We start from the raw sequence: 16,314 nt of genomic DNA on the forward strand, positions 1-16,314 counted from the left end.
TCATGGAATAGCGATTTTTTAAGCTCCTTATTGCTATTCAATCACAAGGGAAATCATGATGAATCACAGCAATCGCGTAGCAGGTAGCCTTGTCATCGGCTGTCTGCTGATGGCCTGCGGGTCTTCATCCGACGGCAAAAACGAACGATCCGCACGTCCTGAGACGGCCGCGGCGCTTAAAAATCCGGGAGTTTCCAACGGGTCGACACCGACGCCTGCACCGACGCGATCACCGATACCCGGACCGACGTCGACACCAGCTCCCACACCCACCTTTTCTCCGGCCCCCTCTTCATCAGGTTCAACGGCCACGAACGGCGATCTTTGGGTCGACCCCTATTCTCATGCAGCGAATGACGCCCGCATTCTTATGGGAAGCAACGCAGACGATGCCCGCCGCATCCAGCACATTGCCAACCAACCGATGGCTCAGTGGCTCGGCGAGTGGAGCGGCAACGTCGAAGACTCCGTGCGCAAAGCAGCAGCCCAGTCGGGTGGAAAAATTCTCGCCTTCGTCCTCTATAACATTCCCTTCCGCGACTGCGGTTCCTATTCCGCCGGCGGCACTCAGCCCGAAAATTATCGCCATTGGGTGGAAGCGGTGGCGCGCGGACTCGGTTCGCAAAAAGCTTTCTTGATTCTGGAACCCGATGCCGTCGCGCAGCTCGATTGTCTTCCCGCCGCGGCTCAGTCGGAACGTTTGGCTCTTTTGAAGGACGCCGTGCAGATCCTGAAAAAAGCGCCCGGCGCGAAGGTCTACGTGGATGGCGGCCATCCCGCCTGGAAGCCGGCCGATGTCATGGCGGAACGCCTCTTGCAAGCAGGTGTGATGGCGGCTGATGGCTTTGCCTTGAATATTTCCAATTTTCAGACGCTTGAGACCAATATAAGTTACGGCAGGACCCTAAGGTCGCGACTGGGCAAAAACTTTGTTATTGATACCAGTCGCAATGGGCGGGGTCCCGATCCGGATGGGGTCTGGTGCAATCCACGGTCGCGAGCCCTGGGCCGGGCCCCCACTTTGCAAACAGGGACCGAAGGCGTGGATGCCTTTCTTTGGGTGAAACGTCCCGGTGAATCAGATGGCTCATGCAATGGTGGGCCGGGAGCAGGACAATGGTGGCGCGAAATAGCCTTGGAAATGGCGCGAGAGGCTGGGATTTGAATCAAGGACGGAATGCGAATACCCGCGAAAGTCAGCAGGCGTTGATCCGACGCCTCGCCTGGCTGCTCGATAGTTCCATTCGCATTCCGGGCACTCAATTCCGCATCGGCCTGGATGCCATCATCGGACTCATTCCCTGGGCCGGTGATGTCGTGGGCTCCGTCCTGTCCTTTGGAATCATCGGCCTTGCTTTTCAGATGGGAGCGTCCCGCTGGACGCTCCTGCGTATGGGCTTCAATGTCCTTGTGGAACTCGTGGTCGGGGCGATTCCAGTCTTCGGCGATGTTTTCGATGCTGTTTATAAAGCCAACGAAAAGAACGTGCGCCTGCTCGAACGCAGCGTGACCCACCCCCGAGCCCAGCGCAAGGATTTTTGGTTTGTCAGTCTCATCGGGCTGGTGTTGCTCACCGCCCTGGGACTTTCCATCTATGGAACCTACCAGCTGACACTCTGGATCTGGAGCAGTATCAGCCAGTGGAATTCCTGGTAATCAATTCCCGAAGAGTCGATCAAATTCCGCGAAAGCCATCGCCGCTTCCACCTGAGCCCAGAAGCGGTGATAGTGGAAGACCGGCGCTGGACCACCGGCCCGGAAGGCTTCCACCTTCGCAAAATCCGGATCCGAACGATAGCGCGAACGCAGCCCGATGAAAGTCGAATCAGGATTGATCGAGCTGCCGTCCGGCATCTTTCCCTGATACCCGTTTGGAATATAAACCGAATCATAGAAACGCAGATAATCCTTCCGCACCTCGGGCACGGACAGTCCCTTATCATCCTGATGCAGATTCCAGATGCGCACCATCAGCTCTTTCGCAAGGTCCCGCGCCGCGGTATCCATCTGCCCCTGATAGCGGGCGCGACCGATCGCATGGAACATCAGAGTCTTGGCCAAGGCCGAGGCGATGCCCAGATCCTGATTGTATTCCGTTACGGTCACGCTCAGATTCGACTGGGGCTGTCCGCTCCACGCCAGGGTCACAGGTATTTCATATTCACCCGATGACAAAAGACGCGTGACGCCCATCACCCAAGGAACCCAGCGGTCGAGCAGGGCTTCAGCGCGTTGATCACCCGTCGCCGCATAGAGTTCGGCAATCCTTTGCATGGACCAGGCTTGCCAGCCGAACCAGGTATTGGAACCCGGATCCACATACACAGGATCGCTTTCATAGGCCATGCCGTAGAACGTCGAGGTACCGGCCGGATAACTGCCATAGGCTCCGGCCCAGCTGCTGGTGGCGCCGCCGGCGATCGCGCCTTCTTTGGATTGCAGCCACTGATAGAATTCGAGCTGTCGATCCAGACTTTTCGCCCAATCCTCGCGGCCACGCGGGGACCGCGGAATAAATTCCGGATCCTGACTCAGAATGTAAGCGGTCAGGGGATTTTGATAACCAAAGTGCGCGGAGCTGCTGCCGATGCGCCAGGCCCAGCGCGCAGCGGTATCCTCGCCGTAGGACCCGCCCCAGGAATAGTACCAGCCCAAAAGATAATGAGCGCTCTCATAGTTCTTCGCGCCGGGACAGTTCAGCTCGCGGCAGCCGATCGGTTTGAAATACTTATCGAACATCGCATAGCGCAGATAATCGCCCATGCGCGAGGCCTTGGCGGTCAGATCACGAACGCCCTCTTCCCGCCCCTGTTCCTTGGCGATATTGCGCGCGAACCATGTGGCCTGCACGAGGCGGGCATCCGCATCCGGCGCGTTGGTGTAACGCCACTGCCGCTTGTAGCCAGCGCCATCCTGGATGAAAAGGCTTAAATAACCCTGATTCGGTGCACCAAAGCGGAAGTCCTCGATGGAAGGATGCGGAATGGTTTCCCACACCGATTCCTGGGGGCCTCTTTGAAAGGTGTTGATGAAGACGGGTTCATTCGCCTCTCCAGAACCGAAGCCATACCAGTTGCTGGTATCCAAAAGCCAATGCATGCCATAGATCGGCTCGTTGCCATAGGCGGCCTTCAGATCATTGGCCAGGGGATCCTGGCCGACGCTCACCGAATTTTCGAGCGGGGAAGGGTAGGCGTTCGGCGTGCTGTTCTCCCGTGCGAAGCTCGCGGGCGAGTTCGGATTATAAGCTGCCACGGTCGGTTGATAAGTCGGGACCGCATAGCGGTCGATACGATCGTAGACGTACTGAAGGGGAGCAAAGTCACCTGTGTAATGCGCATACATCGCTTCAAGCCAGGCCCAGTAACTGAATGTCTCGCTCGTCGTGACGTGACCGTAATCCGGAGCCTCGACAATCAGGGTCTCGGCAGAGTGATAAGGCAAATTGTATGAGCTGAAGTAACCGTTCCGCGGATCGTGAAGCTTCCACCAAAGTGTAAGAAATTTATCCTGCCACGGGTTGCCGCTTGGTACGCTAATTTCGCGTCCTTGGGCCGTCACAATCTTAAACCCTGCGTCTGTTGCAAAAACCCGCGGCATCGTCGTGTTGGCTCCAGGCCATTGTCCTCCGGCCGCCTGCACAGCGACGCCGCCCGTTCCCGGCTTCTCGTTCACCGTCGGCAGGGCTGCTGCGAAACCCTTGACGGGCAGCGCGAAAGCAAGGGCGAGGGCTGCCAGTCCGTGACATCCCGCTCCTTTCAGCAAACGCTTATGACACTTCATAGAGCATCTCCATGTGTTTGAGATCCCACCTTCAGGTGCGATCAGACTTTCGATTCATACCCCCTGGTACTTTGTAATCAAATATTACAAAGTATCCCTGAGGGCCATTCAGGAATTTGATAGAGCAGAAGCGACGTGTTGCATCCGAACGTTTGCTGATAGAAGATGCGTGGGTAGTTTTTGCGTGAAGACGACTGCAGCAGGCGATGGAATCGTTTGGAATCCATTGCGGGCGCGGCCTCCAGGCTCACTCAAGGCAACTCTCGCGAAGGCATTTCTGGGTTTGACCCCAAAAAATCCTAAAGTCATGAGCGAAATTTTGAGTGAACATGTGTCACAATAGGAGGATTTTTCGAATTCCTTCTATATCTTTTTGGCTGTGTTTTCATAGCGCAGAAACTGGGCTGAAGAAGAAAAGCCCGACGAATGAGGGGTTTCGTTGACAAGTCAAGGAATCTATGGTTGTTTTCCGACCTCATTTGGGCTTCAACTGTGCGAAAGGAATAGCCGCGCATGTGGGTTGATCCAGACTCCTACCATTATTTGCCGATTGTGATTCTGATGGCCGTGGGCGGCATCATTGGTATCGTCCTGCTCACCGCCAACTACTTTCTCGGGGCCCGCGTCCGCGAAAACGTTAAGCAGCATTACGACGTGTATGAGTGTGGCGTGCCACCCGTCGGCAACGCTCGTCAGCAATTCTCTGTTCGCTATTACGTGGTGGGCATAGTATTCCTGCTGTTCGATGTGGAAGTTGTCTTCATGTATCCATGGGCGATCGTCTATAAGAAATTCCTGTCCCAGGGATCTTTTATTCTGCTGCAGATGGTCACCTTTTTTGTGATTCTCCTGGCAGGCTATTTTTATTTGCTGGGCCGTCGCGGCCTGGATTGGGATTAAGGAGGCTTGTTATGGCTAAGGATGGAAGCTCCAGCGTGATCCCGACGAGTCTGGATTTCGCCGTCAAATGGGCCCAAAAGAACTCTCTGTGGCCGATGCCCTTCGGGACCTCGTGCTGCGGTATTGAAATGATGTCCGCCCTGTCGGGGACCTACGATATCTCGCGCTTCGGCTCGGAAGTCGTGCGTTTCGCCCCCAGACAGGCTGATCTTTTGCTGGTTGCCGGCACCATCACCAACAAGATGGGGCCTGTCATTCGTCAGATTTACGACCAGATGCTCGAACCCAAATGGGTCATCGCGATGGGCGCCTGCTCATCCTCGGGCGGTATTTTTGATACGTACTCGGTTCTGCAGGGCATCGACGAGATCATTCCCGTCGATATCTACGTCCCTGGTTGCCCGCCCATCCCGGAAGGCCTGATCTATGCGATCCTGCGCCTGCAGGATGTGGTGGAAAAGGGAGCTCCGCGGCCGCGCATGCATCGCCTGACTCGTCAGGAGGCGGTCGATGCCATGAGCTATCGCAAGGTGATTTCCGATCAGCTTCTGGCTGAAACGCAGGAACCGAAACAGGCAGGTGAACCGAAATGAGTGATCCCGTTCCCCTTATCGTTGACAGGCAAAACAAAGTGCACGCTCATCTCGAAACCGCCTACAAGGAGTTTCGACTTGAGCGTGATGCCGTTCAGGAGTCTGTGCTTTGGCTGAACAAGCCCGAGCAGCTGCCAAAACTCGTGACCGATCTGCGCGATGACAAGGAGCTGCTCTTTGATCGTCTGTCGGATCTCACCGCCTACGATAACATCGACCAGAAAGATGGCCAGAAGCGTTTCGTCGGCGTCTATCAGCTTTATTCGATGAAGTATAACACCCGCGTTCGCCTCAAGGTGCTCGTGGATGACAATGAATCCCTGCCGACACTGACAGGGATCTGGCGCGCCGCCAACTGGCTGGAGCGCGAAGTCTATGACCTCTTTGGCATTCGGTACGAAGGACACCCGGACCTGCGTCGCATCATGATGGACGAGCGTTTCCAGGGTCATCCTTTGCGCAAGGAATACGAGCTGAAAGACCGCCAGCCCTTCCCGGATTCGCTGCCGGCCCGCCTCGCTCCTCATGCTCCCACCGAAAGCCTGAAGGACAGCAAATGATGAACCAAACTCAACTTAAAAATATGTCAGCCGCCGAGCTGAGAGAGATGCTCGTTCAGGAGCGCCAGGGTCTTGCTGACTTTTACAATCCGAATGTTCTCGTCAACATCGGCCCGTCCCACCCGGCCATGCACGGAACCCTGCGCGCCATGTGCCGCGTGAACGGTGAAGTCATCGAGGATGCCACCTGCGAGATCGGTTACCTGCACCGGGCGATCGAAAAGCTGGCGGAACATCGCACCTATCACCAATGGATCGTCTATACCGACCGCTTGAATTACTGCTCGGCGCTGGCCAACAACGTCGCCTATGTGAAAGCGGTCGAGGACCTGATGGGCATCACTCCGACCGAACGCTGCCAATGGATCCGCGTGATCTGTATGGAGCTGGCTCGGATTATCGACCACCTTATCTGCATTGCGATCAACGCCCTCGATATGGGGGCTCTGACCATCTTCTGGTACCTCTACCACTGGCGGGAAGAAGCCTACACCATGATCGAAGGCATGTGCGGCATGCGCCTCACCACATCCTACGCGAGGATCGGTGGGATGATGTACGATCTGCCGGATAACTTCGCCAGCGAGATGACCAAGTTCGTCGAAGGCGTGCCCCGTTCTTTGGATGACGTGGAAAAACTTCTGACCTCGAACCGCATCTGGGTCGATCGGACCAAGGATGTCGGAAATCTGACCGCGGAAGAAGCGATCAACTTCGGCGTGACCGGCCCCTGCCTCCGCGCTTCGGGCGTGGACTTCGACCTGCGCCGCGACCGTCCTTACTACACCTATCCCGAGATCGACTTCGATGTGGTGATCGGCAAGAACGGTGATGTGTACGACCGCTACCTCCTCCGCATGGAAGAGATCCGGCAGAGCATTCGCATCCTGAAGCAGTGCATGCAGAAGCTGCCCAAGGGGCCTTTGTGGGTGGAAGACCGCCGCGTGCGCATTCCCGAGAAGAAAGACGTCTATGAAAAGATGGAAGTTCTGATCCATCATTTCAAAATCTTCATGGAAGGCATCGATGTGCCGCCGGGTGAAGCCTACAGCTGCATTGAATCCCCGAACGGCGAACTCGGCTTTTATATCGTGAGCCGCGGTGGACCCAAGGCCTGGCGCATCAAAATCAAATCACCGTCTTTGCTCCACTTTCAAACCTTTGAACACACGGTCAAAGGAGCCAAGATCCCGGATGCGATTGCGGTGCTCGGCAGCCTGAACATTATTGCCGGTGAACTCGACCGTTGAGATTGGCCCTGAGGAGCTTTCCCGTATGATCATCGACCAACATATCAGTCAGCGCATCGACGAACTGCGGCCGCAGTTCCCGACCGAGCAGGCTCTGCTCCTGCCCCTTCTGCATGAAATTCAGGCGAAGGAAGGGTGGATCTCGAAGGAAGCCATGAAGGAAGCGGCGAGCTTCCTGCATCTTCCCGTCGCCCGGGTCGAGGAAGTCGTTTCGTTCTACACCATGTACAATAGAAAACCCGTCGGCAAGCAGCATGTTCAGATCTGTACGAACATCGCCTGCTATCTGCGCGGCGCGGATCATCTTCTGCAATGTCTTGAAAAACGCCTCGGCATTCATGAAGGCGAGACCACGGCGGATGGGAAATACACCCTGACGGCCGTGGAATGCCTCGCCGCCTGCGGTACGGCCCCGGTCGTGCAGGTGAATAACGATTATCATGAAAATCTGGATGAAAAATCGCTGAATCAGTTGATGGATCGTTTGGATAAGGAGCTGCTCGATGGCTGAAGTCCTTCTGACCAGGCATAACGGGGCCAAGGATTCCCATACGCTGGCTTTCTATAAGTCGGTCGGGGGTTACGCGGCTCTGGATCAAGCTTTGAATATGGCGCCCGATGCTGTCATCGACGAGGTGAAGAAATCCAATCTTCGCGGTCGCGGCGGTGCGGGCTTTCCGACGGGAATGAAATGGTCGTTCATGCCGAAGAATCCGGTGGACGCCCAGGGCAATCCCAAACCGAAGTACCTCGTCTGCAATGCGGATGAAGGCGAACCGGGTACCTTCAAAGATCGCCTGCTTTTGACCCAGCATCCCCATATGCTGATCGAAGGCATGGTGATCGCGGCTCACGCCATCGGCGCGAGTCAGGGTTATATCTACGTTCGCGGTGAATTCTATCACGAGATCCAGATCCTCAATGCGGCCATCAAGGAAGCCCGCGCGGCGGGTATCCTGGGTAAAAGCGTCCGGGGTCGCAGCTGGAAATTCGATATCGAAGTCTATCGCGGAGCCGGGGCTTATATCTGCGGTGAAGAAACCGCTCTTCTGAGCAGTCTCGAAGGTCGTCGCGGCGAGCCCCGTTTGAAACCGCCTTTTCCTGCGCAGGTCGGCGCCTTTGGAATGCCGTCCTGTGTCAACAACGTGGAAACCTTCTGTGCGGTGCCCACGATTATTAAAGACGGCGCGGCGAAATTCGCAGCGATCGGCACCGAGCGTTCCGGCGGAACCCGGCTTTTCTGTGTGTCCGGTCATGTGGTGAAACCCGGCGTCTATGAACTTCCCATCAACATGAACCTGAAGGATCTCATCGCGCACTGCGGCGGTGTTCCCGGCGGACGCAGCGTAAAAGCGGTGATTCCCGGTGGAGCTTCGGCCCCCATGCTGCGCGCCGATGAGATCGATGTGGCGATGGACTTCGACAGTCTGGCGAAAGCCGGAACGATGGCCGGATCGGGTGGCGTGATCGTCATCGATGATCAGACCTGCATCGTGGAAGCCGCCGCCCGTCTTTTGAAATTTTACGAGCATGAATCCTGCGGTCAGTGCAGTCAATGCCGCGAGGGCAGCCACTGGCTGGCCCGTATGTTCAACCGCATCGAAGCGGGGCAGGGAACAACCGAGGACCTCGATAAAATTGCGCAAATTTGCGGTAATATGGCGGGTCAAACCATCTGCGCTTTCGCCGATGCGGTGACCGGTCCTGCCCTGTCGACGATTCGCAAGTTCCGTGCGGAGTTTGAAGAGCATGTGCGTCTGGGGCGCTGTCCATCGAAGCCAGAGCATTACGTCCGTCCGCACGACCACCACGCCAGCGCCCGGCTTTGATTGGAGTCCGTGAATGAGTACAAACGAAGCAGCACCCAAGCCCAAGCTGACGATTGATGGGCAGGTCGTTGAGTTTCAGCCCGGTGATACCATCATGCGGGCGGCTGAACGCGCTCATATCGATCAGGGCATTCCCCGTTTCTGTTATCACCCCGGACTGCCTGTCGCGGGGACTTGTCGTATGTGTACAGTGGAAGTGGAGAAGGCGCCGAAACTGATGACGGCCTGCTCGACTCCCGCCGCGGATGGCATGGTCGTCCAAACGCAGTCGGAGAAGGTTAAAAAGAGCCGCGCCGGCGTCATGGAATTCCTCCTCGCCAACCACCCGCTGGATTGCCCCGTCTGTGACCAGGCGGGCGAATGCTCCCTTCAGGACTATAACTTCGAGTATGGTCCCGGAACGAGTCAGTTCCACGAAGAAAAGCGCGTGTTTGTGGAAGCGCAGACCAAGCCGCTTTCCGATCGCCTGACGCTGAACATGAACCGCTGCATCCACTGCGAGCGCTGCGTGCGCTATACCGAGGATGTGACCAAGACCAATGAACTGCTCATGAACAGCCGCGGCTGGCGCAAGGAACTCACCACGGCGCTGGAAGAGGGCATGTTCAATGAGTATCAGGGCAATATCGCCGACATCTGTCCGGTCGGTGCGATCACTTTCAACGACTTCCGCTTTCAAAAGCGCGTCTGGTTCTTGAAGGAAAAAAACAGCATCTGCGACGGCTGCGCCAAGGGCTGTTCGATCCATGCGGATCAGGAAAAGAATATCGTCTACCGCTACCGCGCGCGGCATAACGAAGCCGTGAACGGTCACTGGATCTGTGATGAGGGACGCGTGTCGTTCCACACCTATCAGAATCCTGAGCGCATCATTCATCCTGTTCTGCGCACGCAGGGTCAGCTCGTGGCCACGAACTGGGATACTCTCGTGTCCTGGCTCCTGCCGCTTCTGACCAGCGCGAAGCGCACCCTGCTTTTGATCGGCACCGATGCGACGAGCGAGGAAGCCGCGACCATCATGCAGATCCTTCCATCCTTCACCCAGGGTGAAGTGGTGGTGCGTTCCTACAACGGAACGAACGAGGTGCAGAAGTCCACGGATGATGCTCCAGTGGATCATCTCCTGCGCCGCAAGGATAAGACGCCGAATACCAAGGGCATGGAAATCCTCGGTCTTCATCCGCTGTCGGATAAGGATCAGAATTTCGATGTCGCGATCTATTTCCGTTCGGGCCGCGCTGCCCTTCCTCCTCAAAGGCTGGCCGAGGTGGAAGTCGCCTGGGGTGTGTTTGCACGCCCGGAAGCCGAGCGTTTCGCAGCGGTCATGCCAGGACTGGCCACCATTGAAAAAGCGGGCACCTACATCCAGTGTGATGGAGTGACCCAAAGCTTTGAAGCGGTTGTCCAGGCTCATGGCGCCAGTGCTTCGGTCAAGAAAATTCTGGATGGGATGCGGTTGAAAGCCAACGCACCTATCCTGGCCGCGCGTGAGGTAGCCCGTGACTCTGTTTGATAGCATCGCTCTCTCTCTGAAGCTGATTTTCGTGCTGGGTGTGACTTTGAACGCTGTCCCGGTCATGGTCTGGTTCGAACGTCGCGGTTCAGCCTGGATCCAGGGTCGGGTCGGACCCAACCGGGTCGGTCCTTTCGGACTTTTGCAGCCGGTGGCCGACGTTTTGAAATTCGTGTTCAAAGAGGACTTCGTTCCGGCCCAGGCCTCGAAGTTTTACTACCACCTCGCTCCCGCGATCGCAGCCATCGCTCCGCTCGCGGCGTTTGCAGCCATTCCCTTCGGCAGCTACCTGATCATCAATGGTCAGGAGGTGCCGCTTCAGATCGCGCAGCTCGATATGGGCGTGCTCTCGGTTCTGGCCTTTGCCGGACTTGAGGTGTATCCGATCATGCTGGCCGGTTGGTCGTCCAACAACAAGTATGCGATCTTCGGCGCTCTGCGCGGCAGCAGCCAGATGGTGAGCTATGAAATCGGCATGGGCCTGTCCCTCGTTTCGATGCTTTTGATTTACGGCAGCCTCGATCTGAATGCGATCGTGCAGTATCAGAGTGAAGCCTGGTTCGGCGTGATTCCACGCTGGGGCATGTTCATGAACCCGATCGCCTTCATCATCTTCCTGATCTCGATTTTCGCGGAAACCAACCGGCTGCCTTTCGACTTGCCCGAGGGTGATTCGGAAATCGTCGCCGGTTATCACGTGGAATACGGTTCCACCAAATTCGCCATGTTCTTCTTCGCGGAATACGTGGCGATGATCATGGCCTCGTCACTGCTGGTGACGCTTTTCGCCGGCGGCTATTCGCTGCTGCCCGGTCTGGGGCTTCTGTCGAACGGCCTTTCAAGCCTTGTTGGCTTTGAAGCGGCCGGCAAACAAAATCTGATCGCGGTGTTTCAGGCACTCGGCTTCATCTTCAAGGTGGGCTGCGTGATGTTCTTCTTTGTCTGGGTCCGGTGGACACTGCCCCGCTTCCGATTCGATCAGCTGATGAATCTGGGATGGAAGATCCTCTTCCCCATCGCCCTGGCCAACCTGATCTTTGTCGCGGTCGTTATTGCATTGGTAGGGGTGTAATATGGGTACCAAAGTCGTTACGCGCAAGGAAGGCTATTGGGATAAGTTTTATCTCCCGGCCCTGGCGATTGGTCTGAAAGTGACCATCAAGCAGTTCTACAGGACGCTGTTTCAGGGCAAGGCCACGACCATTCAATATCCTGAAGTGAAGCGCAACTACTCGCAGCGTTTCCGCGGGATGCACTTTATTTCGATCGATGAGAACAAGGTCGAGAACTGCACCTCCTGTTATCTCTGTCAGACCGTGTGCCCGGCGGAATGCATCACGATCGTCGCCGAGGAACGCGATCCGAACGAAAACCCTTATGGGGTTCGCAAGGAAAAGAAACCCAAGAGCTTCGACATCGACGCGCTGCGTTGCTGCTTCTGCGGTATGTGCGAGGAGGCCTGTCCCAAGGATGCGATCAAGCTTTCCCGCAACTACGAGCTTGCCACCACGACGCGCTCAGAAGCCTTCTATGATCTCGACCATCTGAAAAGGGAGGTCAAAGGCCGTGGTTAATCCTGTGATTCTGATACTCACCGTTTTGATCATGCTCCTGAGCCTGGGCATGATCTTCGCCAAAAGCCCGATCAGCAGCGCAATCTCGCTGGTCGGCCTGATGGTGGCCCTGGGCGGCATCTATGCTCTGATCGGAGCGCATTTCGTGGCCGCTTTGCAGGTCATCATCTATGCGGGTGCGGTGATGGTCCTCTTCATCTTCTCGATCATGCTCCTCAACATGAATGAAGAGCGAGGGGAAATTGATTTTGCATCCTGGAAGACCTATGCGGCCCTCGGCATCAGCCTTGGCCTCACAGGATTTCTGGGCGTCGCATTTTTCAACTGGTCGCAGGAAACCGGACTTCCCACGCCGGATATCTATACCCTGCAGAAGATCAAGGAAGTCGGCGGCAACGTCGTCGCCGTCTCGGCGGTCCTTTTCTCGCAGGCGTATATTCAATTCGAACTGATCTCGCTGCTGCTCCTGGTCGCCATCGCCGGTGCCCTGGTTCTGGCCAAAAGAAAGGTGGACTGATGGATACCGGCGTTCTGTTGCACGTTCTATCGGCCTGGCTCTTCTGCATGGGGCTCCTGGCTATTTGTATTCGGCGCAATACGCTGATCATGCTCATGGGGATCGAACTCATGCTGAACGGCGTGAACCTTTCCTTCGTGACCTTCGCGCATGAACTGCAGCAGCTTTCGGGCCAGCTGCAGGTGTTCTTCATCATCACGATCGCAGCCGCGGAATCGGCTGTAGGCTTGTCCATTTTGGTCAACGTCTATCGAAACTTCGGTAGTATCAAGACCGACCGTACCCAGACCTTGCGAGGCTGAACCAATGAGCGAACTCGTCCCATCACAATTGCCCTTATGGATCCTCCTTCTGCCGCTCTGTGGTTTTGTCTTCAATGGGATCATTCATCCAGTGCTGACCCGCGGTGTTACGAAAACCAATAACGTCATCTCGGGCGCTGTGGCGACCCTGGCCATGGTCGCAAGTTTTGTGGTCGCCTGGACCGGCTTCCGCGAACTGGCCGCCGGCAGCGGCGCGCTGCACACCACGGTGTATCAGTGGGTCGCGATGAGCGATTTTTCGGTGGGACTCAATCTGCAGCTCGATCGACTGAGTTCGATCATGGCATTGATCATCACCGGCATCGGCAGTCTCATCCACCTCTACAGTATCGGTTACATGTCGCATGAAAAAGGCGCGGCCCGCTTCTTCGCGTACCTGAACCTTTTCTGCTTTGCGATGCTGATCCTGGTGCTCAGCGATAACCTTCTGTTCGTCTTCTTCGGTTGGGAAGGCGTGGGCCTTTGCTCCTACCTCCTGATCAGCTACTGGTACGGGGAATCTGCAAACGCCGACGCGGCGCGCAAGGCCTTTTTGGTCAACCGCGTGGGTGACTTTGGTTTTGTGCTGGCCATGTGCATGCTCTATGCAAAGTTCGGCACTCTGAGTTTCGCGCAGCTTCTGTCCCTGATCACTCCCGATCATGCTTCTTATCTGACCGGCGTGGCCGTGCTGCTCTTCTTCGCCGCCACGGGCAAATCCGCTCAGTTTCCTCTTTATGTCTGGCTGCCGGATGCGATGGCGGGCCCGACTCCTGTGTCCGCGCTGATTCACGCCGCGACCATGGTGACCGCTGGGGTTTATCTCTTCGCGCGCATGCACTTCCTCTTTGAACTCGCGCCGGCGGTGATGACGACCGTGGCCTGGATCGGTGCCTTCACAGCGCTGATCGGCGGCACGATCGCCCTGGCTCAAAACGATATCAAAAAAGTCCTCGCGTACTCGACCGTCTCGCAGCTCGGGTTCATGTTCCTGGCGACTGGCGTCGGTGCGTATCATGCAGCCGTCTTTCATCTGATGACGCATGCTTTCTTTAAGGCCCTGCTCTTCCTCGGCGCCGGTTCTGTGATCCACGCCTGCGATGGCGAGCAGGACATGCGGAAGATGGGTGGTCTGCGCAAGGCCCTTCCGATCACGCATGCCACGATGCTGATCGGCAGTCTTGCGATCATGGGCATTCCTTTCTTCAGCGGCTTTTTCAGCAAGGACGAAATCCTTTTCATGGCCGAAGCGATGCCACGGGGCAGCATGGGCCTTTTCACGGCCGGTGCGATTGCAGCCTTTTTAACGGCTGTTTATACCTATCGCATGCTGCGCATGACCTTCTGGGGTGAAGCGCGGACAGGCATTCACGGTCATGAATCGCCTTGGGTCATGACGCTGCCTTTGATCGTGCTCGCCGTTCTCGCCACATTCGGCGGCTTCCTCGGCGTTCCGCATGAACTTGCGCATTCTGTGGGACTGCCCGCGCAACTGATCGGCGAATGGCTGACTCCGGTTGTCCCGGCGGCTGCCCTGGATCTGCACGCAGCGCCATTGAGCGAGGGCATGGTGTCCATCATCGCCATCCTCTTGAGCGTTCTAGGCATCGGTCTGGGAGCCGTGCTCTTCAAAAGAAGCTTCTCGCTGCCGAGTCCTTCCCTCGGAAAACTTTTGGAAGGCAAATACTATGTCGATGAAATCTATCAAGCTGTCTTTGTGCGGCCTCTCTATGCGATCGGCGATCTGATCGCCAAGACTCTGGAAGGCCGTTTGCTGCAGAATTTAGGCAGCTGGATGGGTATCGGCTCGTCGTGGTCAGGGGATCGTCTGCGGGCACTGCAAGGCGGGGACCTTCAGGTCTTCGCTCTGGTGATCCTCGGCGGACTTTCGCTCATCGTGGCAATCTCTCTCTTCTGGACGAATGTATGAACCAGCTCCTCTCTTGGATGATCTTTCTTCCGGCTGTGGGTGCAGCCCTGATTCTTTTGCTCCCGAATGCCCGGGTGGCCAAACCCCTTGGTATACTGATCAGCGCCGTGGTCGCGGTCATGGGCGTGATGCTCTGGTTCAACTTCGATCCCGAAGCCCTTGGACCCCAGTTTGTCATCAAACAGCCCTGGCTGCCTGCGATGGGCGTTTCTTTCGAAGTGGCCCTTGATGGCCTCAACCTTCCTTTGGTCGTCTTCACAGCGCTCCTGACGCCGCTCGCATTCCTCGGAACCTGGTCGCTGCCGGCGAACGCGACCGATACCCTGCAGAAGCGCATGACCGCTCTGGTCCTTCTGATGGAATGCGGGGCCCTCGGCACGTTTCTGAGCCAGGACCTTTTCCTCTTTTACGTTTTCTGGGAAGTGATTCTGATTCCGGCCTACCTCTTGATCGGTATGTACGGCGGCGCTGATCGCGTGAAGACCACGCTGCAATTCTTCATCTATACCTTCGCCGGTTCGCTGCTGATGCTGGTTGGAATCGCCTGGCTCATCTATGCGCAAAAATCCACGACGGGTGAATTCAGCGCCTCGATGATCGAACTGCAGAATCTGCGTTTTGCCTTTGACCCGCAGGCGGGTTGGGGTGGGATTCTTTCGGCTCAGGGGCTTTTGTTTGCGGCCTTTGCCGCGGCCTTCTTTGTGAAGTCGCCTCTGGTTCCTTTCCACGCCTGGCTGCCTTCGACCTATACCCAGGCGCCGACGCTCGTCACGATTTATCTCGCGGCCATCCTTTCGAAGATGGGGACTTACGGGATCCTGAAAATCCTTCTGCCCCTTTTCCCGGATGCAGCCCGCGCCTTTGGTCCAACTCTGATGTGGCTCGCGGCCATCGGTATCGTTTACGGTGCCCTGCTCGCGATCGTTCAAAAGAATCTGAAGACGGCCATCGCCTACTCTTCGCTCTCGCACGTCAGCTACATCCTGCTCGGGCTCTTCTCGCTGACGCCTTCGGGAATGAACGGCGCGCTCCTGCAGATGGTCAATCACGGGATCGCCATTTCGGGTCTTTTCCTTCTGGTCGGTCATCTCGAAAAAAGTCGCGGCAGTCTGGAACTCGCTGCCTTCGGTGGCCTTGCGAAGACCACGCCGCTCCTCGCCACTTCTTTCATGGTGATGGTGCTGTCGTCGGTAGCCCTGCCCGGCACCAACGGATTCGTCGGTGAATTCATGGTTCTGGTATCGAGCTTCCGCGTCGACAGCGGAGCGACGATACTCGCGGCCACAGGCATGGTGCTCGGCGCTGTGTATATGCTGAATCTCTATCAAAAGACCATGTTCGGCGGGGCGTCGCAGGATGCTCCGGCGGGCGCAGTCTGGGCGGATTTGAGCGTCAAGGAAATCGTCGTGATGGCGGCTTTGAGTGCGGCGGTCGTGGGCATTGGTGTGGCCCCACAGGGTTATCTGGCCCGTTCCAAAGTGGCTATCGAGGCAACGGTGAAACACATCAGTCCCGAAACCGTAGAGCCCGATCAGTCGGGCCGCGTTTCCAACTTCTGATGTA

16 protein-coding genes are annotated in these 16,314 nt (G+C 56.7%); 15 read left to right on the forward strand and 1 reads right to left on the reverse strand.

Annotation, left to right across the window (positions count from 1 at the left end; genetic code table 11):
* Positions 1-55: 55 nt before the first annotated feature.
* Together VFO10_RS08290 and VFO10_RS08295 are read left to right on the forward strand one after the other, a co-directional pair.
* Entirely contained in the window at positions 56-1,165 is a 1,110-nt protein-coding gene (locus VFO10_RS08290) for a glycoside hydrolase family 6 protein (RefSeq protein WP_325138942.1), read from the forward strand.
* Complete coding sequence (locus VFO10_RS08295) at positions 1,162-1,656, forward strand: DUF4112 domain-containing protein (protein ID WP_325138943.1); 495 nt, start codon at positions 1,162-1,164, stop codon at positions 1,654-1,656. Before VFO10_RS08290 ends, VFO10_RS08295 begins: the two co-directional genes overlap by 4 nt.
* On the opposite strand, the gene VFO10_RS08300 is transcribed toward VFO10_RS08295, so the two are convergent.
* On the reverse strand, positions 1,657-3,783 hold the full coding sequence (locus tag VFO10_RS08300) for a glycoside hydrolase family 48 protein (protein ID WP_325138944.1): 2,127 nt from the start codon (positions 3,781-3,783) through the stop codon (positions 1,657-1,659).
* A 513-nt stretch (positions 3,784-4,296) separates the two neighbouring features.
* On the opposite strand from VFO10_RS08300, the gene VFO10_RS08305 reads away from it, so the two are divergent.
* The 13 genes from VFO10_RS08305 to VFO10_RS08365 are packed head-to-tail and all read left to right on the forward strand — an operon-like array spanning position 4,297 to position 16,310.
* Complete coding sequence (locus VFO10_RS08305; RefSeq protein WP_325138946.1) at positions 4,297-4,683, forward strand: NADH-quinone oxidoreductase subunit A; 387 nt, start codon at positions 4,297-4,299, stop codon at positions 4,681-4,683.
* Between the two features lie 11 nt (positions 4,684-4,694).
* Positions 4,695-5,276 (forward strand): NADH-quinone oxidoreductase subunit NuoB, encoded by a 582-nt coding sequence (locus VFO10_RS08310; protein ID WP_325138948.1) that lies wholly within the window; start codon positions 4,695-4,697, stop codon positions 5,274-5,276.
* Positions 5,273-5,836 (forward strand): NADH-quinone oxidoreductase subunit C, encoded by a 564-nt coding sequence (locus VFO10_RS08315; RefSeq protein WP_325138950.1) that lies wholly within the window; start codon positions 5,273-5,275, stop codon positions 5,834-5,836. Before VFO10_RS08310 ends, VFO10_RS08315 begins: the two co-directional genes overlap by 4 nt.
* Positions 5,833-7,086 (forward strand): NADH dehydrogenase (quinone) subunit D, encoded by a 1,254-nt coding sequence (gene nuoD, locus VFO10_RS08320; RefSeq protein ID WP_325138952.1) that lies wholly within the window; start codon positions 5,833-5,835, stop codon positions 7,084-7,086. The genes VFO10_RS08315 and nuoD overlap by 4 nt, the downstream gene beginning before the upstream one ends.
* Positions 7,087-7,111: 25 nt before the next feature.
* A complete protein-coding gene (gene nuoE / locus VFO10_RS08325) occupies positions 7,112-7,597 on the forward strand; it encodes an NADH-quinone oxidoreductase subunit NuoE (protein WP_325138954.1) in 486 nt (161 codons plus the stop codon).
* Positions 7,590-8,915, forward strand: a complete 1,326-nt coding sequence (nuoF, locus tag VFO10_RS08330) for an NADH-quinone oxidoreductase subunit NuoF (RefSeq protein ID WP_325138956.1) — start codon at positions 7,590-7,592, stop codon at positions 8,913-8,915. Before nuoE ends, nuoF begins: the two co-directional genes overlap by 8 nt.
* Before the next feature lie 13 nt (positions 8,916-8,928).
* The gene (locus VFO10_RS08335; RefSeq protein WP_325138958.1) at positions 8,929-10,428 is read left to right on the forward strand and encodes a 2Fe-2S iron-sulfur cluster-binding protein; all 1,500 of its coding nucleotides are present in this window, start codon (positions 8,929-8,931) and stop codon (positions 10,426-10,428) included.
* A complete protein-coding gene (gene nuoH / locus VFO10_RS08340; RefSeq protein WP_325138960.1) occupies positions 10,415-11,500 on the forward strand; it encodes an NADH-quinone oxidoreductase subunit NuoH in 1,086 nt (361 codons plus the stop codon). The genes VFO10_RS08335 and nuoH overlap by 14 nt, the downstream gene beginning before the upstream one ends.
* A gap of 1 nt (position 11,501) precedes the next feature.
* Complete coding sequence (locus VFO10_RS08345) at positions 11,502-12,002, forward strand: NADH-quinone oxidoreductase subunit I (RefSeq protein ID WP_325138962.1); 501 nt, start codon at positions 11,502-11,504, stop codon at positions 12,000-12,002.
* Complete coding sequence (locus VFO10_RS08350) at positions 11,995-12,519, forward strand: NADH-quinone oxidoreductase subunit J (RefSeq protein ID WP_325138963.1); 525 nt, start codon at positions 11,995-11,997, stop codon at positions 12,517-12,519. Before VFO10_RS08345 ends, VFO10_RS08350 begins: the two co-directional genes overlap by 8 nt.
* Positions 12,519-12,821: an NADH-quinone oxidoreductase subunit NuoK gene (gene nuoK / locus VFO10_RS08355; RefSeq protein ID WP_325138965.1), complete on the forward strand. Its 303-nt coding sequence runs from the start codon at positions 12,519-12,521 to the stop codon at positions 12,819-12,821. The genes VFO10_RS08350 and nuoK overlap by 1 nt, the downstream gene beginning before the upstream one ends.
* Positions 12,822-12,825: 4 nt before the next feature.
* A complete protein-coding gene (nuoL, locus tag VFO10_RS08360) occupies positions 12,826-14,751 on the forward strand; it encodes an NADH-quinone oxidoreductase subunit L (protein WP_325138966.1) in 1,926 nt (641 codons plus the stop codon).
* The gene (locus tag VFO10_RS08365; RefSeq protein WP_325138968.1) at positions 14,748-16,310 is read left to right on the forward strand and encodes an NADH-quinone oxidoreductase subunit M; all 1,563 of its coding nucleotides are present in this window, start codon (positions 14,748-14,750) and stop codon (positions 16,308-16,310) included. Before nuoL ends, VFO10_RS08365 begins: the two co-directional genes overlap by 4 nt.
* Positions 16,311-16,314: the final 4 nt, after the last annotated feature.

Source organism: Oligoflexus sp. (assembly GCF_035712445.1).
GTDB lineage: Bacteria > Bdellovibrionota_B > Oligoflexia > Oligoflexales > Oligoflexaceae > Oligoflexus.